The following is a 20,554-nucleotide window of genomic DNA, read 5'->3' on the forward strand; positions in this document are numbered from 1 at the left end:
GATGAAAAAGTTATTAGTTACACTTTTGGTATTGATGAGTTTTGGAGTGTTTGCGCAAAATCTGGCACTGTTCGAACAGGCAAACGCTTTATATAACGACGGAAAATATGCTGAAGCAATTGATAAATATGAAGCTATTTTAGCAACAAAAAACGAATCGGCAGAGTTGTATTTCAATTTAGGAAATGCCAATTATAAACTTAATAATATTGCGCCAAGTATATATTATTACGAGAAGGCTTTACAATTGTCGCCAAATGATAGTGATATTCAGAACAATTTAAGTTTCGCCAGAAACATGACCATCGATGCTATTGATGTGTTACCAGAGGGTGGTGTTTCAAAATTAGTTAAAAAAATTACGAACACGATGAGTTTCGATGGATGGGCGAAATTAGCTATTGTTTTTGTATTGTGTTTTGTGATATTATTTTTAGCGTATTATTTTGCTTATTCTACTATGAGAAAGCGCCTTGCTTTTGTAGGTAGCTTAACGGTGCTCGCTTTTATTTGCATTAGTGTGTCCTTGGCATTTCATAAATATGCATTAGATAAAAAGGACCGTCCGGCGATTGTGTTTGTTCAGGAGAGTAAAGTAAAGAGCGAACCCAACAATAGAAGTGAAGAGTCTTTCAGACTTCATGAAGGGACTAAAGTACAAATTTTAGATACCGTTGAAGACTGGAAAAAAATAAAACTCGCCGATGGTAAATCTGGTTGGATAGCTAACCAAGATATTAAAGCCTTGTAACGTTTTTTAGATTACCTTTAATCTGTAATTATTGTAATATGAATTTAGAACGTGTTTTTAATAACAATAAGAAATGGATTGAAAGTAAACTGGAGGTCGACCCTCATTATTTCGAAGCCTTAGGTGAAGGGCAGAATCCTGAATTATTATTTATAGGCTGTTCCGATAGTCGTGTAACGGCAGAAGAACTTATGGGCTTAGGGCCTGGTGAAGCTTTTGTACATCGCAACATTGCTAATATGGTTACGGCGACCGATTTAAATGTCATGTCGGTAGTCGAATATGCTGTGGTGCATCTTAAAGTAAATCATGTGGTGGTTTGTGGTCATTATGCCTGTGGCGGTGTAAAAGCGGCCATGCAATCGGCCGATTTAGGGATTTTAAATCCCTGGCTTCGCAATATACGTGACGTATACCGGATTCATAAAAAGGAGTTGAATGCCATTAAAAATGAAGAGCAAAAATACGAACGACTTGTAGAATTAAATGTTCAGGAGCAGTGTGTTAATCTTATTAAAACTGCAGCCGTTCAAAAGGCGGCACGGAAACGAGGTTTAAAAGTACATGGTTGGGTATTCGATATTCACACAGGTGAACTTATTGATCTAAAGATAGATTTCGAAGCCATTCTTGAAAAAATACGAGAGATTTACCACTTAGATTAAATTTAAGTGGTTTCAGTTTTCATTGCAGGTTCTTCTTCAGTTTCGTCATCATCCAAAATATTCTTTTTATTTAAAATGCTTGGGAAAATTATTGGTGCAAGGGATTTTACGGGCTCATAAAGAACGGAATCTTCTAAATTTTCTTCACTGGCAAAGGGTAGTGTTTTATTCATCGTATCAAAAACAATAAGAATAACACTTAAAATCAATCCGATTTTTAAAGCGCCAAATATACCACCTAGTACTTTGTTAATAATCCCTAAAGCGGCAAAATCTGCTAGTCGTGTTAAGGCTTTTCCAGCTAAGGCTATCACGAGAACAATCACTATAAAGGTAATAGCAAACGAAACGATGTTGACGTATTTTTCATCCCAGTCTACGTTATTTTCAACAAAAGACCCGGCATAATCACTAAAGTGAATGGCACCGTAAACTCCAGCAATTAATGCAACTAAAGAGGCAATTTCAACAAATAGCCCTTTCATAAACCCTCTAATTAGTCCAAATAATAGCAAGGCCAGTAAAACGATGTCTAATACACTCATATTCTATAAGATTTTTAACAAATATAAATTAACTTTGCGACTTGGTAGCACAGACTACGAAACACAATAGAAATGGCGAGAGACGAACAATTAAAAGAACGATGGGATTTAGTGGTAGATAAGCTTTCTAATCAATTTGCCGATGGAGATCGGTTAGATTTAGATTCCATTATTTACCTTATTGGTGTTCAGGAATTAGGGCAACCACACCTAAAATTTAAAAAAGACCACAAGTTAGATTTAATGCATATTGCTATTTGCCGACTGTTAGAGCCTTATGGGTATTACGAGTTCGATTATTTCGACGACGATAAATGGCCGCACTACAAAGTAAAAGCACAGTTACCACATTTAAAAGCTGGTGAGCAAAGTGTACTGATGAAAGAGGCTATTGTAAACTATTTTCTTGAAGCCGAATATATCGATTAGTTTTTAGGCGTTACCCTTCGAGTCGAGCTTGGAATTTATCTTGAGCGTAGTCGAAAGGTTTTAATCTTTTGTAAAAACAAAAAGGATTTACACGGCAATCCCTAACGCAACTAAACAAAAAATAGTAAATTTGCCATCATTTTAAGGATGTTATGATAGATAAGATAAAAGAACTTATAGCTGAAGCCGAAGCGTTTAAAGCGCAAACTAAAGAAGAAGTAGAGGCATTTAGAATTCAATATTTAGGAAAAAAAGGATTATTAAACCAGTATTTTGCAGAGTTTAAAAATGTAGCAAACGAGCAAAAAAAAGAGTTTGGTCAAGCCGTTAATGCCCTAAAGAAAACAGCCGAAGATAAAGTAAACGCCTTAAAAGAGGAGTTAGAAAGCAAGGAAGAAGTAAAAGGTGTTTACGGTGATTTATCACGTCCGGGAGCTCCAATTAATTTAGGAGCACGTCACCCGATATCTATTGTAAAAAATCAAATTATCGATATCTTTTCAAACATTGGATTCAACGTAAGTGAAGGTCCGGAAATTGAAGACGATTGGCATAACTTTACCGCCTTAAACTTACCGGAATACCATCCGGCGCGTGACATGCAGGATACGTTCTTTATTCAAACCAATCCAGATGTGTTGTTGCGTACACATACCAGTTCGGTACAGGTGCGTTATATGGAAAAGAACCAGCCGCCTATTCGTACAATTTCACCAGGTCGTGTGTATAGAAATGAAGCGATTTCGGCACGTTCTCACTGTTTCTTTCATCAGATAGAAGGATTATATATTGATAAAGAAGTGAGTTTTGCTGATTTAAAACAAACACTTCAATATTTTACTACGCAGTTATTCGGAAAATCCAAAATCCGTTTACGTCCGTCGTATTTTCCATTTACTGAGCCAAGTGCAGAGATTGATGTGTACTGGGGATTAGAAACCGAATCTGATTACCGTATTACCAAAGGAACCGGTTGGTTAGAAATTGGAGGTTGTGGTATGGTAGACCCAAATGTACTTGAAAACTGTAATATCGATTCTAAAGAATATTCAGGTTTTGCATTTGGTGTGGGTATCGATCGTATTGCAATGTTATTGCACCAAATTAACGATATTCGTTTATTAAGTGAAAACGATGTGCGTTTCTTAGAGCAATTTAAATCTGCTTTATAAATTTAGTTAACTTTTAGAATAAACCTGTCTGAAGCCAAAGGACGCCAAGCTTGTGCGTGAGGGTATTCAGATAGGTTTGTTGCTATATAAAAGGCTTTTCCTATTTTATGCAAGTCGTAAACCTTAGCGGTGATGTTAAAAATGTGGTAACCTTTCCCTTTATTAATTACTTTTGAGACTTCAGTTATCAACCTATGTGAATTAGGTTTTGTAGCGTTATTGTAGCCTATATTTAATATGCCTTCTTCAGTAGTTACAAGATTGTAAACTACAGCTATCGTAAAAGTATAACTATTCTCATGTTTAAGGTCTTCAATAGGTGAAACAAAACCAATTTTTAAATTGTCTCTTTCAGACCGATCTATGTTTTCTAATTCTTTTATGAGTTTGTTTTTTAGTTCTAATTCCAAGTTATTAGCGGGAATAGAATCAATATTAAAGTCATTGTTTATAGTGTTTTTTTGAGCAAAAAGGCTTGATGAGAAAATTAAAAAGAAAGTAAAAATAAGAAGTCTATTCATTGGTTTAGTGGTTTGATCATCTTAAAATTAGCTAATTTTTCTTTCAAAAAATTGTTTTTAACAAATTTTAACTTCGTTTAGTTCGGTTTGTTCCGAACTAAAATATATCTTTGCACAAATTTTTAAAAGAAATGATGACGTGTAAAGAAAGAAGTACCCTAATTGAAAAGTTAGGCGTATTTTTAGAGAACAAAGAACAGCTTGCGCCGGTTGCTGCCCGCATTATGGCTTATGCTATTCTTAAAGGAAAGGCAGGAACAACCTTTGAAGATTTGGTGGTAGATTTATGCGCTAGCAAAAGTACCATCTCGACGCACTTAAATCATCTACAGGATTTAAAGAAGATTGAATATTTTACGAAACCCGGAGACAGAAAAAAGTACTTTATAATAAAAAGAGATACCATTTTAATCAGTATTGACCAAATGGTAGAGAGTTGGAATACCGAGAAAGAAGTGCATCTGGAAATTCGAGATTATAAAGAAAAGGTGAATAAATCGGGAACTTTAAATGAAGATGAGGAGTTTGATTTAGATTTTCATGACGATTACCTTCAATATTTAGAAGAAGCAACCAATTCCATATTAAGATTAAAAACAAAAATAATAGAGAGAACCAATTAGAAAAATCAATACACTGAAAATGATAAAACATAATTATTTTATATTATCGTTGATAGCATCAACGATGTTATTCGTAGCCTGCGGAAAAGATAAAGGTCAGGCTGCTCAAGGGCAATCACAGGCATTACCATTTACGGTAACAACCTTACCTCAAAAGGACGTTACTTCATTTATAAAGTATCCAACTACCATTGAAGGAACTATAAGTAGTGAAGTTCGAGCAAAAGTATCGGGGTACATTCAAAAAGTATTAATTGACGAAGGGCAAAAAGTAAAAAAAGGGCAGGCCCTTTTTAAATTAGAAACGCAATCGTTAAGTCAGGATGCCGAAGCGGCTAAAGCTAATGTAAATGCAGCTCAGGTGGAGGTTGATAAACTAGTACCACTGGTTGAAAAAAACATCATTAGCGAAGTGCAGTTAGAAACGGCTAAAGCTCAATTGTTACAAGCCAAAAGTAACTACAATAGTATTGTAGCAAATATTGGTTACGCAACAGTAACCAGTCCGGTTGATGGGTATGTAGGAGCTATTCCTTATAGAGAAGGAGCGCTGGTTAGTGCTACCAGTGCAAAACCGTTAACTACGGTGGCAAGCATAGATAAGATGTACGCATTCTTTGCAATGAATGAAACCGAATATTTAAACTTCATTCAAAAGACTGAAGGAAAAACACTTCAGGATAAAGTAAATAACTTCCCTAAAGTGAGTTTATTGTTGGCTAACGGACAGGAATATGACGAGCAAGGAACAATTCAAACAGTTACTGGTCAAATTGATCCAACTACAGGAACGGTAAGTTTTAGAGCGCTTTTCGAAAATCCTAATTTATTACTCGCTAACGGTAATAGTGGAACTATAGAAATTCCTACCAATTATAAAGATGCTGTGGTAGTGCCACAATCTGCAACATACGAGCAACAAGGGCAAACCTTTGTTTATAAGGTTAATGAAGACAATACAGTGTCGGCAACGTTAATTACAATTAAAGATAAGACCAATGAGCTTTATGTGGTAACATCTGGTGTAAATACAGGAGATAAAATTGTAGTGAAAGGTATTGGTAAATTAAGAAATCAAATGCCTATTGTGCCACAAGAAGTTGCATTCGATAGTGTTGTAGAGCCTATTAAACCATTATTCCAGTAAGAGTTAGAAACAAAAAATATTATGTTAAAAACATTTATAGAAAGACCGGTTTTATCAACCGTAATTTCCATTATCATAGTTATTTTGGGGATTTTAGGCTATGCGGCCTTACCGGTTGAGCAGTATCCAGATATTGCTCCGCCAACCATTCAGGTAACGGCTACTTATCCAGGAGCCAGTGCCGAAACCATTTTAGAGAGTGTTATCATTCCTATTGAAGAGCAGATTAATGGCGTAGAAGGGATGACGTATATGACCTCTTCTGCAGATAACAACGGTACTGCAAACGTAACGGTATTCTTTAACCAGAATATTGATCCGGATATTGCCGCGGTAAACGTACAAAACCGTGTGGCGAGAGCTAATCCGCTTTTACCTCAAGAGGTGAAACAAACCGGAGTATTAACCAAAAAACAACAAACATCAGCATTGATGTTCTTCTCGGTGTATTCTGAAAATGAAGATTACAATGCGACCTATGTTCAGAATTATTTAAAAATTAACGTGATTCCTGCCATTCAACGTATTGACGGGGTAGGGGATGTAAACGTATTTTCTAATCAGGATTATGCGATGCGTATTTGGTTAAAACCAGAAAAGTTAGCAGCGTATAATTTAATTCCGGCTGAAGTAACTGCAGCTTTAAATGAGCAGAGTTTAGAGGCTTCGGCAGGTTCATTAGGTCAGAATGACGGTCAGGCATTTACCTATAATATTAAGTATAGCGGGCGTTTTAAAACTGAAGAACAATATGAAGATATCATCATTAAAGCTTTAGATAATGGTGAGTATTTACGCTTGAAAGATGTGGCGACTGTGCAAATGGATGCTCAGGGTTATGAATCTTACGGATTTACCGAAGGCTTTCCGAGTGTGAATATGGGGATTTATCAAACAGCAGGATCTAACGCTCAGGAAATTATTACTGCAATTAAAGCAGAGCTAGAGCGTTTATCGGCCGATTTCCCTGATGGCGTTAAGTATGTTATTAATTATGATACGAACGATTTCTTGACGGCGTCCATGAATAAAGTAAAACACACCTTAATTGAAGCCTTTTTATTGGTATTCTTAGTGGTGTTTATCTTCCTTCAGGATTTCCGTTCTACGCTAATTCCAGCTATAGCTGTACCAGTAGCGATTGTTGGTACTTTCTTTTTCTTAAATTTATTCGGGTACTCCATTAACTTATTAACCTTATTTGCATTAGTACTAGCGATTGGTATTGTGGTAGATGATGCGATTGTGGTAGTTGAAGCGGTTCACGCAAAAATAGACCAAGGAGAAAAGAATGCGAAGAAGGCGACATTAGGAGCGATGCACGAAATATCTGGTGCTATTATTTCTATTACCTTAGTTATGGCGGCGGTATTTATTCCGGTAACCTTTATTCAAGGGCCAACAGGAGTATTTTACGAGCAGTTTGGTGTAACCTTAATTGTAGCCATTTTAATTTCGGCGGTTAATGCCTTAACGTTGAGTCCGGCTTTATGTGCGCTTTTCTTAAAATCTCACGACGAAGAACATAAAAGTAAAAGTTTTTTACAACGTTTTTATGATGCCTTCAACGCAGCTTTCGAAGCGACTACAGAGCGTTATGGAAAATCATTAAAATTCTTATCGCATAATAAATGGGTGACTGTTTTTGTGCTTATTTTATCGGGTGTGGGTATTTATTGGGCAGCCAATTCTACGCCTACAGGGTTTGTGCCTTCAGAAGATAGAGGTATTATATTTATGAATGTTGAGTTGCCAGCAGGTGCTTCTATGGACCGTACCAATATGGTGACGCAAGAAATTTATAATAAAGCAAAACAAATACCAGGTGTAAGAGGGGTTACTGTTATAAATGGTAGAAGTTTAATTAGTGGAGCAGGATCTAACTACGGATTAGGATTTGTTAAATTAAATGATTGGGAAGAGCGTGAAGACGAAAGTCAATCGGCAAATGCAATTATTGGGCAATTATTTGGTATTGCAGCGACTATTCCAGATGCGAATATTATTTTCTTTGCACCGCCAAGTATACCTGGTTTCGGTTTGTCTGGAGGTTTTGAGGTCAACTTATTAGATAAATCAGGAGGAAGTTTCGAGGAGTTAGATAAAACTACTCAGGAGTTTATTGGTAGTTTGATGCAGAATCCAGAAATACAATACGGACAGTCATCTTTCAATACAAAGTATCCTCAATACGAATTAGAAATCAATGTACCGTTAGCTAAAAAGTATGGTGTTTCGATAAGCAGTATTTTTTCCACCATGCAAGGATATATTGGAGGGGTTTACGCGGCAGACTTTTCTAGATTCGGTAAGCAGTACCGTGTGTATGTTCAAGCGCTTCCAGAAGATCGTTCGGATAAAAATTCACTAAACGAATTATATATTAAAACCGGAAGCGGTGAAATGACGCCTATTACACAATTCGTTAACTTAAAGCGTGTGTATGGTCCGCAGTCGGTTACACGTTTTAATTTATATAACTCCGTAAAGATAAATGGTGCATCGAATCCTGGATTTAGTACCGGTGATGCGATTTCCATTGTAAACAACGAGATTAAAAATCTACCTAGTAATTATGAGGTGGCTTATTCTGGTTTATCACGTGAAGAGGTTAATGCAGGTAATCAAACCGTAATGATTTTCTTGTTAGTAATTGTTTTCGTTTACTTCCTGTTATCTGCACAGTATGAGAGTTACTTGTTACCACTTTCGGTAATATTCTCACTGCCATTAGGGGTATTCGGAGCCTTTTTCTCCACAAAAATGATGGGGCTTGAAAATAACATTTACTTCCAGATTGCATTAATTATGCTTGTAGGGTTATTGGCGAAGAATGCCATCTTAATCGTAGAGTTCGCATTACAGCGTAGACGAAATGGCGAAAGTTTAATTGATGCAGCAATCCATGGAGCCAAGGCGCGTTTAAGGCCAATTTTAATGACATCGTTTGCCTTTATTTTAGGGTTGATGCCATTGGTATTAGCCAAAGGTGTGGGTGCTGAAGGAAATAATTCTATTGGTACAGGTGCTGCCGGAGGTATGTTAATAGGAACCATTTTAGGGGTATTTATTATTCCAGTGTTGTTTATCGTATTCCAGTGGTTACAAGAAAAAGTATCAAGTAAACCTGTTGTTATAGAAACTAAAGTAGACTAATTATGAAATTACATATAAAAAATACCATGGTACAAAAAGCTTTGGTTTTAGCTGTAGCAGCAACATTTTTACAGAGTTGTTTTGTAGCTAAAAATTATGACAGACCAGAGTTTGAAGAAACTGAGAATTTATATAGAACCGATGCGCTGCCATCCGATAGTTTATCGATGGCAGATGTATCGTGGACAGATATGTTTACCGACTCTTACCTGAATCAATATATTCAGGAAGGTTTGGAGAATAATATTGATATTCGAGTGGCTATTCAGCAAATGGCTGCCGCCGAAGCGTATTACAAACAAGGTAAAGCTGGCTACTTTCCAACTTTGGGAGCTACGGCTTCCATGACGCATCAGGAATTAGCGGGTAACAGTCAGTTCGGGTCGTTCTTTAATGGTTCGATAGAACAGTTTGAAATCTCAGGTAATTTATCTTGGGAAGCTGATATTTGGGGTAAAATTAGAAGTAACAAACGTGCAAGTGAAGCCAGTTATTTACAAAGTGTAGCGGCCCATCAGGCTGTGAAAACGCAACTCGTATCTAGTATTGCTTCGGTTTACTATCAGTTGTTAGCTTTAGATGCACAGTTAGATGTAACAAGAAAAACAATTGAAACCAGAGAAAGTAGTGTAGAAACTATTCAGGCTTTAAAAGATGCTGGTCAGGTAACTCAGGTAGCGGTAGATCAAAATATAGCACAGTACAACAATGCCAAAGCACTTGAAGTCGATTTAAGAGCGGCTATTTTTACAACTGAAAACACTCTGAATTTACTCTTAGGTCGTACGTCGGTTGTTATTGAGCGCAGCGATTTAGAGAGTCAGCATTTAGACTCTGAAATTAAACTAGGTATACCATCTTTATTGTTAAGTAACAGGCCAGATGTAATGGCGGCAGAATATGGTTTAATTAATGCTTTTGAAATGACTAATGTGGCACGTAGTAATTTTTATCCGTCTTTAACCATAACAGGTTCTGGAGGGTTGCAAAGTTTACAGCTAGATCAGTTAATCGATACGAATTCGTTGTTTGCTAATATCGTGGGAGGCTTAACACAGCCAATCTTTAATCAGCGTAGAATTAGAACGCAAAAAGAAGTGGCCGATGCCCAGCAAGAACAAGCGTTGTTAAACTTTAAGAAAACGTTATTGACAGCAGGAAACGAGGTGTCTAATGCGCTTTATACATATAACGCTGAGACCGAAAAGTTTGAATACAGACAAAAGGAAGTAGAAGCTTTGCGTAATGCAGAAACTAATTCTGAAGAGTTACTACAAAACGGTTATGCTACGTATTTAGACCTGTTAACAGCTAGACAAAGTGCCTTAAATGCCGAACTTAATGTGATTGACAATAAACTTCAACAGTTGTTAAGTGTAGTAAATATTTACGAAGCTTTAGGTGGCGGTTGGAAATAATACAATGAAAAAGAAGAACAATAAGTACCGATTGACGTTGGCAGAAGTATCTTTAAAAGATGCTTCTGCTCCAACCCAATCTTTAGATTTTGAATTCGAAAACCACGATAATATTTTCAATATTATTGAAAAAGTAGAGTCGAAAAATATCTTTGAAAATGCTAAAGATGCGAAAGAGTTTGCTGTAGGTTTAAAATTATTTGGTGAAGTTCTTCTTAGAAATAGGAATCATGAAGTTTTTTCAGATTTACAACCCCATTTTAAGGATTTTATGGTCAAATTAAAATCTTATAATGGTTAATTAATATGACTACAAAAGAGGAAGTTTTAGAGTGCTCGGTTGCTAATTTTACTAAGTTTGGAAGTAAGCGCTTTACTATGGATGAGCTGGCATCATCGTTAGGAGTTTCTAAAAAAACCATTTATAAATTCTTCGAAAATAAAGAAGATTTGGTCATTCAATGTGTAGAATTATTGATTCAAAATTACAAAGACGAAATAAAAAGTATCGACGAGGACCCTATAACTTCTATTATTTTAATCTATAAAAAGGCTTTTCAGCACGTTTCACATTTTAAACCATCCTTCATTTTCGGACTTAAAAAATACTACCCAAAAGCCAATTTGGTTTTCGATGAGTTTAGAGATTATACCTTAAACACGCTTATTTTTCCACTTTTAGTTGTAGCGCAAACCGATGGTATTATTAGGCCAGAGGTAAATTTAAGACTGTTCTGCGATCTTTATTTTGTGCGATTTGAAGAAATTGCTTTAAAGAATAACATATTTTTTGATAATTATACTAACGAAGAACTTTTAAGGCATTTCATTATTTACAATTTAAAAGGAATTACTAAAGAAGGTTATAAAATAGATTTTGAATAGTTTATTACTTTTGCAGCACAAATTAAGTTAGGAGATAAATCAAATATGAAAAAAGATATTGAAATTCCAAAGGTAGAGGACGTCTATGTAGCAATTGTAAATGAGTATAATGACATTTATAAAACTCAGGATTGGAATGCATATATTATTAATGATAAGGAGGTTGATTTAGACGTGGTTCTTATTGTTACTAATGGATACAATGATGAAAAAATAACATCTGTCTTTAGAAAGAAATTAGATAAGTTACCAGCAAAAAGTTATGCTAAAATTGAATTGATGCAGGAGGCTTTGTTCGCATTAAATAACCAGTTTAAGGTGACGTTTTTTGAAGGAAACCAAATGTTTGAAAAAACGTATCTGTTTAGAAAAAACACCATTAACCTAAAGGCTTTGCAACCGGTACCTTTAATGAAAGTTAAGGGGGTTGTTGTGAAGTAGGTTTGGAAAATATAAATGTAAAAGGCATCGGTTTTTCGATGCCTTTTTTTGTTACATAAAAATTAACCTTGAATTGGTTCTATTTTATAATTATTTTTTGAGTAACTCCTTCAGATCTTAAAATATATAATCCAGAGGAAAGGTTTGAGATGTTTAATTCTTTGTTGAGTCCAACTTTTACAAGTTTTTTAGAAACCAAAGAACCTGTTAAGGTGTAAAGTTCTAATAAAACTTCACTTTTATTGATTTGATTATCGATAAAAACGTTTAAGGTTTTTGATGCAGGATTAGGGTAAAACTTAAATAACCCAGTATATTTATTTGGGGTGTTAGTAGATAGGGTTTCATCTAAGTTTGTAAAGGTGAATAGTTGGCTGTCTTCTCCTGTGTAAGGACTTATTAAATCGATATTTGATCCATTTGTAGTCCCTGAAACGTTTGCAACTTTACCTGTACCTACGCTAGTAATTTTGTATTTACCATCTGCAATGTGTGTAAGATACCATTTTTGATTACTTCCTACAGGTTCATTATGAGATTGATACATACCTACTTTTGAATCGGCAACAAAGGCATCTAAAGATTGACTTGTATAATTAGCATTTTTTATGATATAGTCGTCATTGCCTTGGTTGTAAAGTACCCATTGATGACTTTCAGTACCGTTATAATTTGCTATTTGTGTCCATTGGTTTGCACTTGTTGGTGCAATAACTTTACCGCTTTCAACCCCTGTAATTTTATAGGTACCATCAGCTAAGGTGTAATCAGTAGCTATCGGGTCATCAATAGTTCCTGCGGCTACTGTTGTGCTTATAGTTGAAGTTCTTCCTAAAATGTCTTCAAGAGTAACTTCTACATTATCACCAGCAGAAGCGGATAAATTAAAATGCCTAATTTCAGGTTCAATTTCAGAACCTACAGTAACATCATTCACTTTTACAGTGAATTTGAATTGAGGTGTAGATGATTCCGGTACTTCCCAAATTACATTATTGGTAGCGGCTCCTGTTATAGAGAAACTAATTGCAGGGTTTTGTGGTTCTGAAGCGTAAGTCGATGTGGTTAATGTTCTTGTGGTTCCTGAAAAAGAAGGTGTCGTGCTGCCTCCTATTTGCATAGCAAATACACCATTGTTTTCATCGGCATCATAGGAGCTAGCATAGTTTTCTGAACGCCCCCCAGAGGTAATGTCACCACTGTTAACACTAAAATTACCTTGGGTCATTGGTAGCCAGGTGTCATCAAGTTTTCTTTTAAAGGCATCTTTCATTTCAAAACGACGGGTATTTGCACCAGACGACAACCAGTCTTCTAAAAAGGCGTTTGTGCTACCATTAAAAGTGACGTTGGCAACTGGATAATCCATTGTTACCATATGGTACCATTTATCTTTAGAGTCGCGACGAATCCAGAAGCCAAAGTAGGTATGATCGCCAACATCCCACCTACGAGACACTAATGTATTCCATTTGTTTAAATCCCATCCAATAATCTGGTTTTCGGATTTTAGGCCAGTGCCTTCTCCTCCAAAATTTTGTACTGTAGTGCCATCCGGTCTGTAAACTGCTGTAATTGGTTCTCCGTTACTTGGGTCCCAAATCGAGTAAATAAATTGATGACCATTAACAGATGAGTCTTGAAATCCGCAGTAAGCCCCGCCTTCTCCGCCTGCGTTCCACTGCATGGTACAGTAGTAAGTTGAGGTTGTTGTTATGGTAGATCGAACAGATTTCATTATAATATCGCCAGAAGCATAGTCGTTTGCCCCTATATGAGATGAAGGCGCCGAATTTTGACCAAAAGAGAATAATGGCATTATTAATACCCAAAAGTAAAGTAAAACCTTTTTCATGAAAGTTAGAGTTTAGTTTGTAATAGTTTCGGTAAAACTATAGCTCCTTTAGAAAACGGATAGGTGATAAACTTGTCTAATTGGTTGATTTTATATTCATTGTATTGTTCTGAGAATTTGGTAGAAGAGGTGTGAGTACCTAGAGTAGCCTAGTTTAAATCAAAAAAACCTCTTGTATATTCAAGAGGTTTTTTTGATTGTATTGTTTTTCTAAAAATTAGTCCAATTTTTCGGTTAGCTTTTTAAAGACTTTTTTAGGGTCTTTGTTTTCATAAAGCACTTCATAAACGGCGTTGATAATCGGGAGTTTTGTTTTACGTTTATTTTTTTCATTCAGTAGGTGTGCACTTTTAGTGGCGTAATATCCTTCGGCGACCATACTCATTTCCATTTGTGCTGACTTCACGGTATACCCTTTTCCAATCATATTACCAAACATGCGGTTTCTAGAGAAGATGGAATATCCTGTAACCAGTAAATCACCTAAATATGCAGAATTATTAATATTACGTTTCATCTTATGCATTTTTTTAATGAAACGTTTCATCTCTCTAATAGAATTACTCATCAATACCGACTGAAAGTTATCGCCATACCCTAAACCATGAGCAATACCGGCAGCAATGGCGTAAATGTTTTTCAGCATAACGGCATATTCAACGCCAACAACATCATCATTAACCTTAGTTTTTATATAATCGCTGGATAAGTTTTTAGCAATAGCTTTAGCTTTACTAAGGTCAAAACATGAAATGGTTAAATATGATAAACGCTCTAAAGCGACTTCTTCGGCGTGACATGGACCAGCAATAACGGCTATGTTTTCAAAAGGGATATTGTAAAAATCATGAAAATGTTCACCAACCAGTAATCCGCTTTCAGGCATAATGCCTTTCACTGCCGAAACAATAATTTTATTAGAAATATCGATGTTTAATTTTTCAAGTTCACTATGCATGAATGCCGAAGGAATGGCGAAGATTAAAACGTCGGCATAATCGGCAATGTCGTTAATATCATTACTGATGTTTAACTGCTCTAAATGAAACTCAACCGAACTTAAATAATTAGGGTTATGTTGCTCTTTTAGTAAGTGTTCTTTGGTGTATACGCTACGCATATACCAACCAATTTCATCTAAATTTTCGCAAAGCATTTTAACAATAGCCGTTGCCCAGCTTCCAGCGCCAAACACCGCATATTTTAAAGGTTTTTCCATGAAAAGTTTAAATGTTTAATACTGAGCAAAAGTACATAAAATATTCATTGTAGTGGTGTGAAGAAATTATTAAACAATTTTTTTGGCACGCGTTTTGAAACTCTTAAGTCAGTAACTCAAAAAACGAATGACTATGAAGACTGTAAAATTACTTTTAAGCTTTTCGCTAATAGCGACACTTTTCACATCCTGTTATCAGGAAACTGTAGTTGTGGAAGAAGAACCTGGAATATCATTAAATCAGCTATTGCGCTCTTATGAGATTTGGTATGTAGATATAAATAGTACGGTTGGTTACGGAACAACACCGTTTTTACAAAAAGCGTTTACTATGTCGTTTTTAAATGGTGTGGTGTATGCCAATAATAATATTGTAGGTTTAGGAGACAGCGGCAATGGCTTCGGAATTGATATCGGGGAATACGATGCTTATGAGATGATTTTAGATGTATATCACGATATTGATGGATTTTCAACTTTTGATGTGTATCAAATAGATAACAATACCATTGAATTGTATAACCCAAAAAATGATACGTCCTATTTCTTAGATGGGTACCAACGAAACAATTTCGATTACGATTTTGTGTTCTACGATAACATTCATTATTTCTTACAGGAATACGATGCCTGGGAAAAGACATATACCAGTGATTTCGGAGCTTTAAATGAATTTGACAACGAAAACTTTTTACAGTTTTTAGCAGGAGGCAATGATTCTGAATTTAGAAGCTCTCAAGATAATTCAGGCACCAGTGTTAATAATTTAATCTGGGATTACACAGGTGTGTATGGTGTAGGTGATGTTGCCGGAGATATGTACCTGAAAACTTTAACATTAGATTATGATTATTTCGACAATGAATATTTTGAATTGAGCGTTATAAATGACAGTAAGATAGAATTGTATCATCCGTCGTCGCAATCGGTTTACCAGTTTACAGGGCGTGGATACATTCAATATTTAAAAACAACAAATACAAAAGGCAAAGCGACAACAACTTCTGAAACCACAGAGAAAATGCGTAAGCCTAGAAAAGATAAAGTAGAAAACCCGAGATCAAGTACAAGGGTATAACAATTTTTGGTTGGTTATTTAGTAGTTAAGAGACCGTTTTAAAGAGACTTTCTTTAAGCGGTTTCTTTGTTTTGGAGTTAATCTAATTCTGATAGTTGTAAGCTTAATTCGCTCCAGAATTTTTCATGTAAATCTTCAGAACCGCCTTTTAATTCAAATCTAATTTGAGAAATATTGAAGTAGTTTGAATCTACAAGCCACTTAGAACCTTCATTTTCTATTGTTACTTTTCTTTTGGTTTGTATATATGGTTTGATTTCACAACAAACACATTTATATCTATTGTCTGAATATTCGGTTTCAAAATAAGGGATAACTTTTTTTAAAATAGTATCTTCAGAGTGTTTTGAGTATGAGATTTTTAGGTAACTATAATGTTTTCCAAAATCGATTCCTTTTTTCGAAAAAATAGGTCTGATACTATTATTTTTACAGATAAGAAGAAGATAATCTTCAATTCCTTTATCAATATTTTCTAATTTAATTTCTTCTAAGAGACAATTTGTATAATAATTTTTTAAGTTCTCATCTAAATATATTTTGTTCATAAAAGAAGAAGTTTTGGTCTATTTATAAAAAAGCATATCATCAATATGTTCCCAAACGTGTTCGGGTAGCATAGGCTTTACATTTTTGCCTGCTTTAATAGACTTTCTAATAAAGGTTGAAGAAAGTTCCATTACCGGGGCATCGATATGATGAATTTTAGGGTGGTTATCGAAAATCGTGGTTTGCTGTTCTCCCGAAATTCTAGGGTACACATAAATATGATGATGCTCTAAAATCACCTGGTAGTTTTTCCACTTATGGAAGCTTTTTAAATTGTCTTCACCCATAAGTAAGGCAAATTCATGACCAGGATATTTTTCCTGTAAGTGTACCAGTGTATTAATGGTGTAATTTGGCTGTGGTAAATTAAACTCGATATCGCAAGGCTTAAGCTTGTCGTAATCTTTTGTGGCGCGATGCACCAGTTCTAGCCGGTCGAAGTTGTCTAGTAAAGTGCTTTTCTTTTTAAACGGGTTATGCGGTGTTACCACAAACCAAACTTCATCTAAATCACTGTATTCTGCTATGTGATTGGCAATAATTAAATGTCCAACATGAATAGGGTTAAAAGAGCCAAAATACAATCCGATTTTCATGAGTTTAGTACAGTGTTTATAAGTTTTAAAAACGCCATAACTACTAAGTAATTATGGCGCGCTATTTTATTTTTAAGAGTTTATAAAATCTCTTACCAGTGTTTCGGCTTCTTCTAAAGCGTGTTCTAAGGTGTCGTTCACTACTATTTTATCGAAAAGCGGTGCGGTTGCCAATTCGGCTGATGCTTTCGATACACGCATGCTTATCTTTTCTTCGCTTTCCGTTTTACGGTTTTTCAAGCGAATTTTAAGTTCGTCAATACTTGGGGGTTTTACGAAAAGCGCCAGCGTTTGCTCAGGGAATTTTCGTTTTATACGTAAGCCTCCAGATACATCGATATCGAAAATAACATGTTTACCCATCGCCCAGATGCGTTCTACTTCAGTTTTTAAAGTACCGTAGAAATTATCGCGATACACTTCCTCCCATTCTAAAAAATCTTCATTTTTAATATGTTTTTTAAAATCTTCAAGCGATAAAAAGTAGTAGTCTTTACCGTCTACTTCTGTGCCGCGTTTTTCACGTGATGTCGCCGATATTGAAAATTCTAAATTTAAATCTTCAATACCTAATAAATGTCTTACTATGGTTGTTTTTCCCGAACCCGATGGTGCAGAAAATACAATAAGTTTACCTTGATTCAATGTTATAAGGTTTTGGTATTATTATAATACGTTTAATAATTGTTCTTTAATTTTTTCCAGCTCGTCTTTCATCTGTACGACTAACTGTTGCATTGGTGCATAGTTGCTTTTAGAACCAATGGTATTTATTTCACGACCCATTTCCTGAGAGATGAAGCCTAATTTTTTTCCGTTGGAGTCTTCAGAATTGATAGATTCTATAAAGTAGTTTAAATGATTTTTTAAACGTACTTTTTCTTCGGTGATATCGAATTTTTCAATGTAATAGACTAATTCCTGTTCGAAACGGTTTTCGTCGTATTTCTCCTTTAGTTCTTCAACACCTTTTAATAATCGCTCGCGAACCCCTTGAACACGCTCCGGATCCATCGCTATTACCTGTTCCAGAATACTACCTATAGTTGCTACTCTGGCGTTAAAATCTTGTTCTAAAACTTTACCTTCGTCTAATCGGTGATTGTTTAAATCTTTTACAGCTTTGTGAATTTCGGCATCGATAAGTTGCCATTCGTTTTCGTCAATTTCTTCACGAACGGTATTTAAAGCATCAGGGAAACGCACCGCCATTTTTAATAATTCAATGTCATTTCCATCAACCACTTGACGCAATTGTTCAATATATTGTTTAACAACAGGTGTATTAATTTGCGTTGAGGTGTCTTCGGCAGTGGCTTCTACATAAATTGAAAAATCGACTTTACCTCTTACCAGTTTATCGGCAAGAAGTTTTCTAATGGCCAATTCTTTTTCTCTGTATATAGACGGCATTCTCGCATTTAAATCTAAATTTTTGCTGTTAAGTGATTTTAACTCTATAGTCACTTTTTTGGTAGGCAATTGCAAAACCGATTTACCGTAGCCTGTCATTGAATATATCATAAACAAAGTGTTTTAAAGGGTACAAAGGTAATATTAAAACCTAAAGTATAGAAAAACAGGATATAAATACGTGTATAAATATTTACAATAAGGTTTGTGAGCAGATTAAAATGAAAAAAGCTTCACATTTGTGAAGCTTTTTGTTGTACTCAAGGCGGGAATCGAACCCGCACTCCTAAGAATCGGATTTTGAATCCGACGCGTCTACCAATTCCGCCACTTGAGCATTTTAGCGAGAGCAAAAATATATAAAATTTTCATAATTATGATAAAAATACGGTGTAATATACTTTTTAGGTAAAAATAAATGTCTAAATTTGCACCTCGTTAAAAACAAGCCGCGCTTTTGCGCTAAAAAACAACAAGTTAGCTATGCCGACAATTGTAACCGAAGCCAAGATTTTTGCATGTACCCAAAGTCAGGTACTGGGAGAGAAAATTGCTAAGGCTTTTGGAACAGAATTAGGAAAAGTAATTATGTCGACTTACAGCGATGGAGAGTTTCAACCATCGTATGAAGAATCGATTAGAGGGACTCGTATTTTTATCATTGGATCTACCAATCCTGGACCGGAAAACTTAATGGAAATGTTATTAATGATTGATGCTGCTAAACGTGCATCAGCAAGACACATTACCGCGGTTTTACCATATTTTGGATGGGCAAGACAAGATAGAAAAGATAAGCCTAGAGTGCCAATTGCAGCAAAACTTGTTGCTAAAACCTTAGAAGCTGCGGGAGCAACAAGAATTATCACCATGGATTTACATGCTGATCAAATTCAAGGGTTTTTCGAGAAACCAGTTGATCATTTATTCGCGTCAACTATTTTCTTACCATATTTAAGGAGTTTAGGTCTGGATAACTTAACAATCGCTTCTCCTGATATGGGAGGTTCGAAACGTGCTTATGCTTATGCAAAAGCTTCAGGAAGTGATGTGGTTATTTGTTACAAGCAACGTGCTAAAGCCAATGTTATTTCTCATATGGAATTAATTGGTGATGTAACCGGGAAAAATGTAGTGTTAGTTGATGATATGGTAGATACTGCAGGAACTTTAACTAAAGCTGCCGATTTAATGATGGAGCGAGGAGCATTAAGCGTTAGAGCGATTTGTACTCATGCTTTATTATCTGGTAAGGCTTACGATAATTTAAATAATTCAAAACTAGAAGAACTTATAGTAACAGATTCTATTCCTGTTAAGCCATTAAGCGATAAGATTAGAGTATTAAGTTGTGCCGATTTATTTGCTGAGGTAATGGAAAAAGTACACAACAACCAATCTATAGCTTCTAAATTTGTAATGTAAAAAGACATGAAAGCGCATACGTGCTTCCATTATAAACAAGTAATAATAAATAAATAATTATGAAATCAATTACAATCAACGGATCTCAAAGAGAAAGCGTGGGCAAAAAAGCAACAAAAGCCTTACGTAATGCTGGTCAGGTTCCTTGCGTATTATACGGAGGAGATAAACCAGTTCATTTCTCTGCAGATGAAATTGCATTCTCTAAACTTGTATACACGCCTAATGCGCATACAGTTGTGATTGCTTTAGAAAATGGTGAAACTTACAATGCGGTATTACAAGATATCCAATTTCACCCAGTAACAGATGCTATCTTACACATCGATTTCTACCAGTTATTCGAAGACAAAGAAATTACTATGGAAATTCCTGTAGTATTAATTGGTAACTCTCGTGGTGTTAAGAATGGTGGTGTTTTACGTAAAAATAAACGTAGCTTAAGAGTAAAAGCTCTTCCAGCTAACTTACCAGATTTTATCGAAGCAGATATCACTCCTTTAAAAATTGGTGGTAAATTATACATCACTACTTTAGAAAACGATGCTTACAAATTTATGCACCCAGATAACACGGTTGTATGTCAAGTAAGACGTTCTAGAACTTCAGTAGATGTTGATGACGAAGATGAAGAAGAAGAAGTAGAAGCAGCAGCAGCAGAATAAG

At 35.4% G+C, this 20,554-nt stretch carries 22 protein-coding genes and 1 tRNA gene; 14 read left to right on the forward strand and 9 right to left on the reverse strand.

The window, feature by feature from the left end; all coding sequences use genetic code 11:
* The first annotated feature begins 1 nt into the window (after position 1).
* A complete protein-coding gene (locus tag RBH94_RS06515; protein WP_307882902.1) occupies positions 2–751 on the forward strand; it encodes an SH3 domain-containing protein in 750 nt (249 codons plus the stop codon).
* Positions 752–789: 38 nt separating this feature from the next.
* Positions 790–1,416 (forward strand): carbonic anhydrase, encoded by a 627-nt coding sequence (locus RBH94_RS06520; RefSeq protein WP_307882903.1) that lies wholly within the window; start codon positions 790–792, stop codon positions 1,414–1,416.
* Positions 1,417–1,418: 2 nt separating this feature from the next.
* On the opposite strand, the gene RBH94_RS06525 is transcribed toward RBH94_RS06520, so the two are convergent.
* Positions 1,419–1,961 carry a CvpA family protein gene (locus RBH94_RS06525; RefSeq protein ID WP_307882904.1) on the reverse strand — a complete coding sequence of 181 codons (543 nt, stop codon included), beginning with the start codon at positions 1,959–1,961 and terminating at the stop codon, positions 1,419–1,421.
* 72 nt (positions 1,962–2,033) lie between these two features.
* On the opposite strand from RBH94_RS06525, the gene RBH94_RS06530 reads away from it, so the two are divergent.
* Both RBH94_RS06530 and pheS read left to right on the forward strand, forming a co-directional pair.
* Positions 2,034–2,390: a hypothetical protein gene (locus tag RBH94_RS06530; protein WP_307882905.1), complete on the forward strand. Its 357-nt coding sequence runs from the start codon at positions 2,034–2,036 to the stop codon at positions 2,388–2,390.
* Between the two features lie 152 nt (positions 2,391–2,542).
* Positions 2,543–3,562 carry a phenylalanine--tRNA ligase subunit alpha gene (pheS, locus tag RBH94_RS06535; protein ID WP_307882906.1) on the forward strand — a complete coding sequence of 340 codons (1,020 nt, stop codon included), beginning with the start codon at positions 2,543–2,545 and terminating at the stop codon, positions 3,560–3,562.
* 2 nt (positions 3,563–3,564) lie between these two features.
* On the opposite strand, the gene RBH94_RS06540 is transcribed toward pheS, so the two are convergent.
* Positions 3,565–4,083, reverse strand: a complete 519-nt coding sequence (locus RBH94_RS06540) for a hypothetical protein (RefSeq protein ID WP_307882907.1) — start codon at positions 4,081–4,083, stop codon at positions 3,565–3,567.
* 131 nt (positions 4,084–4,214) lie between these two features.
* Here RBH94_RS06540 and RBH94_RS06545 point away from each other — a divergent pair, with 131 nt between their 5' ends.
* From RBH94_RS06545 to RBH94_RS06575, 7 genes are read left to right on the forward strand one after another with little or no spacing between them, the layout of a single operon-like run.
* Positions 4,215–4,706, forward strand: coding sequence for a GbsR/MarR family transcriptional regulator (locus RBH94_RS06545; protein WP_307883146.1), 492 nt, complete (start codon positions 4,215–4,217; stop codon positions 4,704–4,706).
* A gap of 19 nt (positions 4,707–4,725) precedes the next feature.
* Entirely contained in the window at positions 4,726–5,853 is a 1,128-nt protein-coding gene (locus tag RBH94_RS06550) for an efflux RND transporter periplasmic adaptor subunit (RefSeq protein WP_307882908.1), read from the forward strand.
* Between the two features lie 21 nt (positions 5,854–5,874).
* Entirely contained in the window at positions 5,875–9,009 is a 3,135-nt protein-coding gene (locus RBH94_RS06555) for an efflux RND transporter permease subunit (protein ID WP_307882909.1), read from the forward strand.
* Positions 9,010–9,011: 2 nt separating this feature from the next.
* Positions 9,012–10,427: an efflux transporter outer membrane subunit gene (locus tag RBH94_RS06560; protein ID WP_307882910.1), complete on the forward strand. Its 1,416-nt coding sequence runs from the start codon at positions 9,012–9,014 to the stop codon at positions 10,425–10,427.
* Between the two features lie 4 nt (positions 10,428–10,431).
* A complete protein-coding gene (locus RBH94_RS06565) occupies positions 10,432–10,728 on the forward strand; it encodes a DUF3861 domain-containing protein (RefSeq protein WP_307882911.1) in 297 nt (98 codons plus the stop codon).
* 5 nt (positions 10,729–10,733) lie between these two features.
* Positions 10,734–11,312, forward strand: coding sequence for a TetR/AcrR family transcriptional regulator (locus RBH94_RS06570; RefSeq protein WP_307882912.1), 579 nt, complete (start codon positions 10,734–10,736; stop codon positions 11,310–11,312).
* A 45-nt stretch (positions 11,313–11,357) separates the two neighbouring features.
* The gene (locus RBH94_RS06575) at positions 11,358–11,753 is read left to right on the forward strand and encodes a hypothetical protein (protein ID WP_188222505.1); all 396 of its coding nucleotides are present in this window, start codon (positions 11,358–11,360) and stop codon (positions 11,751–11,753) included.
* 79 nt (positions 11,754–11,832) lie between these two features.
* Here the strand turns inward: RBH94_RS06575 and RBH94_RS06580 are convergent, their stop codons facing one another.
* Both RBH94_RS06580 and RBH94_RS06585 read right to left on the reverse strand, forming a co-directional pair.
* Positions 11,833–13,608 carry a DUF3472 domain-containing protein gene (locus RBH94_RS06580; protein ID WP_307882913.1) on the reverse strand — a complete coding sequence of 592 codons (1,776 nt, stop codon included), beginning with the start codon at positions 13,606–13,608 and terminating at the stop codon, positions 11,833–11,835.
* A 217-nt stretch (positions 13,609–13,825) separates the two neighbouring features.
* Positions 13,826–14,827, reverse strand: coding sequence for an NAD(P)H-dependent glycerol-3-phosphate dehydrogenase (locus RBH94_RS06585; RefSeq protein ID WP_188222503.1), 1,002 nt, complete (start codon positions 14,825–14,827; stop codon positions 13,826–13,828).
* Between the two features lie 133 nt (positions 14,828–14,960).
* On the opposite strand from RBH94_RS06585, the gene RBH94_RS06590 reads away from it, so the two are divergent.
* Entirely contained in the window at positions 14,961–15,905 is a 945-nt protein-coding gene (locus RBH94_RS06590) for a nicotinic acid mononucleotide adenyltransferase (protein WP_307882914.1), read from the forward strand.
* Positions 15,906–15,982: 77 nt separating this feature from the next.
* Here RBH94_RS06590 and RBH94_RS06595 read toward each other — a convergent pair whose 3' ends face one another.
* The 5 genes from RBH94_RS06595 to RBH94_RS06615 form a co-directional block, all read right to left on the reverse strand.
* The gene (locus tag RBH94_RS06595) at positions 15,983–16,453 is read right to left on the reverse strand and encodes a hypothetical protein (protein ID WP_307882915.1); all 471 of its coding nucleotides are present in this window, start codon (positions 16,451–16,453) and stop codon (positions 15,983–15,985) included.
* Between the two features lie 18 nt (positions 16,454–16,471).
* Positions 16,472–17,050, reverse strand: a complete 579-nt coding sequence (nadD, locus tag RBH94_RS06600; RefSeq protein ID WP_307882916.1) for a nicotinate (nicotinamide) nucleotide adenylyltransferase — start codon at positions 17,048–17,050, stop codon at positions 16,472–16,474.
* A gap of 72 nt (positions 17,051–17,122) precedes the next feature.
* Entirely contained in the window at positions 17,123–17,695 is a 573-nt protein-coding gene (gene gmk, locus RBH94_RS06605; protein WP_307882917.1) for a guanylate kinase, read from the reverse strand.
* A 21-nt stretch (positions 17,696–17,716) separates the two neighbouring features.
* On the reverse strand, positions 17,717–18,574 hold the full coding sequence (locus RBH94_RS06610; RefSeq protein WP_307882918.1) for a YicC/YloC family endoribonuclease: 858 nt from the start codon (positions 18,572–18,574) through the stop codon (positions 17,717–17,719).
* A 146-nt stretch (positions 18,575–18,720) separates the two neighbouring features.
* Positions 18,721–18,800 (reverse strand) — tRNA-Leu (locus tag RBH94_RS06615).
* A 146-nt stretch (positions 18,801–18,946) separates the two neighbouring features.
* Between RBH94_RS06615 and RBH94_RS06620 the strand changes: the two genes are divergently transcribed.
* Positions 18,947–19,888 carry a ribose-phosphate pyrophosphokinase gene (locus tag RBH94_RS06620; protein WP_307882919.1) on the forward strand — a complete coding sequence of 314 codons (942 nt, stop codon included), beginning with the start codon at positions 18,947–18,949 and terminating at the stop codon, positions 19,886–19,888.
* Positions 19,889–19,947: 59 nt separating this feature from the next.
* Positions 19,948–20,553, forward strand: coding sequence for a 50S ribosomal protein L25/general stress protein Ctc (locus tag RBH94_RS06625; protein WP_307882920.1), 606 nt, complete (start codon positions 19,948–19,950; stop codon positions 20,551–20,553).
* The last annotated feature ends 1 nt before the right edge of the window (position 20,554 follow it).

Source organism: Aestuariibaculum sp. YM273 (genome assembly GCF_030908365.1).
Classification (GTDB): domain Bacteria; phylum Bacteroidota; class Bacteroidia; order Flavobacteriales; family Flavobacteriaceae; genus Aestuariibaculum; species Aestuariibaculum marinum.

Bases quoted from the DNA above. Each gene is read 5' to 3' on its own strand.
- RBH94_RS06515 (WP_307882902.1), top strand. From the start codon at position 2: ATGAAAAAGTTATTAGTTACACTTTTGGTATTGATGAGTTTTGGAGTG.
- RBH94_RS06520 (WP_307882903.1), top strand. From the start codon at position 790: ATGAATTTAGAACGTGTTTTTAATAACAATAAGAAATGGATTGAAAGT.
- RBH94_RS06525 (WP_307882904.1), bottom strand. From the start codon at position 1,961: ATGAGTGTATTAGACATCGTTTTACTGGCCTTGCTATTATTTGGACTA.
- RBH94_RS06530 (WP_307882905.1), top strand. From the start codon at position 2,034: ATGGCGAGAGACGAACAATTAAAAGAACGATGGGATTTAGTGGTAGAT.
- pheS (WP_307882906.1), top strand. From the start codon at position 2,543: ATGATAGATAAGATAAAAGAACTTATAGCTGAAGCCGAAGCGTTTAAA.
- RBH94_RS06540 (WP_307882907.1), bottom strand. From the start codon at position 4,083: ATGAATAGACTTCTTATTTTTACTTTCTTTTTAATTTTCTCATCAAGC.
- RBH94_RS06545 (WP_307883146.1), top strand. From the start codon at position 4,215: ATGATGACGTGTAAAGAAAGAAGTACCCTAATTGAAAAGTTAGGCGTA.
- RBH94_RS06550 (WP_307882908.1), top strand. From the start codon at position 4,726: ATGATAAAACATAATTATTTTATATTATCGTTGATAGCATCAACGATG.
- RBH94_RS06555 (WP_307882909.1), top strand. From the start codon at position 5,875: ATGTTAAAAACATTTATAGAAAGACCGGTTTTATCAACCGTAATTTCC.
- RBH94_RS06560 (WP_307882910.1), top strand. From the start codon at position 9,012: ATGAAATTACATATAAAAAATACCATGGTACAAAAAGCTTTGGTTTTA.
- RBH94_RS06565 (WP_307882911.1), top strand. From the start codon at position 10,432: ATGAAAAAGAAGAACAATAAGTACCGATTGACGTTGGCAGAAGTATCT.
- RBH94_RS06570 (WP_307882912.1), top strand. From the start codon at position 10,734: ATGACTACAAAAGAGGAAGTTTTAGAGTGCTCGGTTGCTAATTTTACT.
- RBH94_RS06575 (WP_188222505.1), top strand. From the start codon at position 11,358: ATGAAAAAAGATATTGAAATTCCAAAGGTAGAGGACGTCTATGTAGCA.
- RBH94_RS06580 (WP_307882913.1), bottom strand. From the start codon at position 13,608: ATGAAAAAGGTTTTACTTTACTTTTGGGTATTAATAATGCCATTATTC.
- RBH94_RS06585 (WP_188222503.1), bottom strand. From the start codon at position 14,827: ATGGAAAAACCTTTAAAATATGCGGTGTTTGGCGCTGGAAGCTGGGCA.
- RBH94_RS06590 (WP_307882914.1), top strand. From the start codon at position 14,961: ATGAAGACTGTAAAATTACTTTTAAGCTTTTCGCTAATAGCGACACTT.
- RBH94_RS06595 (WP_307882915.1), bottom strand. From the start codon at position 16,453: ATGAACAAAATATATTTAGATGAGAACTTAAAAAATTATTATACAAAT.
- nadD (WP_307882916.1), bottom strand. From the start codon at position 17,050: ATGAAAATCGGATTGTATTTTGGCTCTTTTAACCCTATTCATGTTGGA.
- RBH94_RS06610 (WP_307882918.1), bottom strand. From the start codon at position 18,574: ATGATATATTCAATGACAGGCTACGGTAAATCGGTTTTGCAATTGCCT.
- RBH94_RS06620 (WP_307882919.1), top strand. From the start codon at position 18,947: ATGCCGACAATTGTAACCGAAGCCAAGATTTTTGCATGTACCCAAAGT.
- RBH94_RS06625 (WP_307882920.1), top strand. From the start codon at position 19,948: ATGAAATCAATTACAATCAACGGATCTCAAAGAGAAAGCGTGGGCAAA.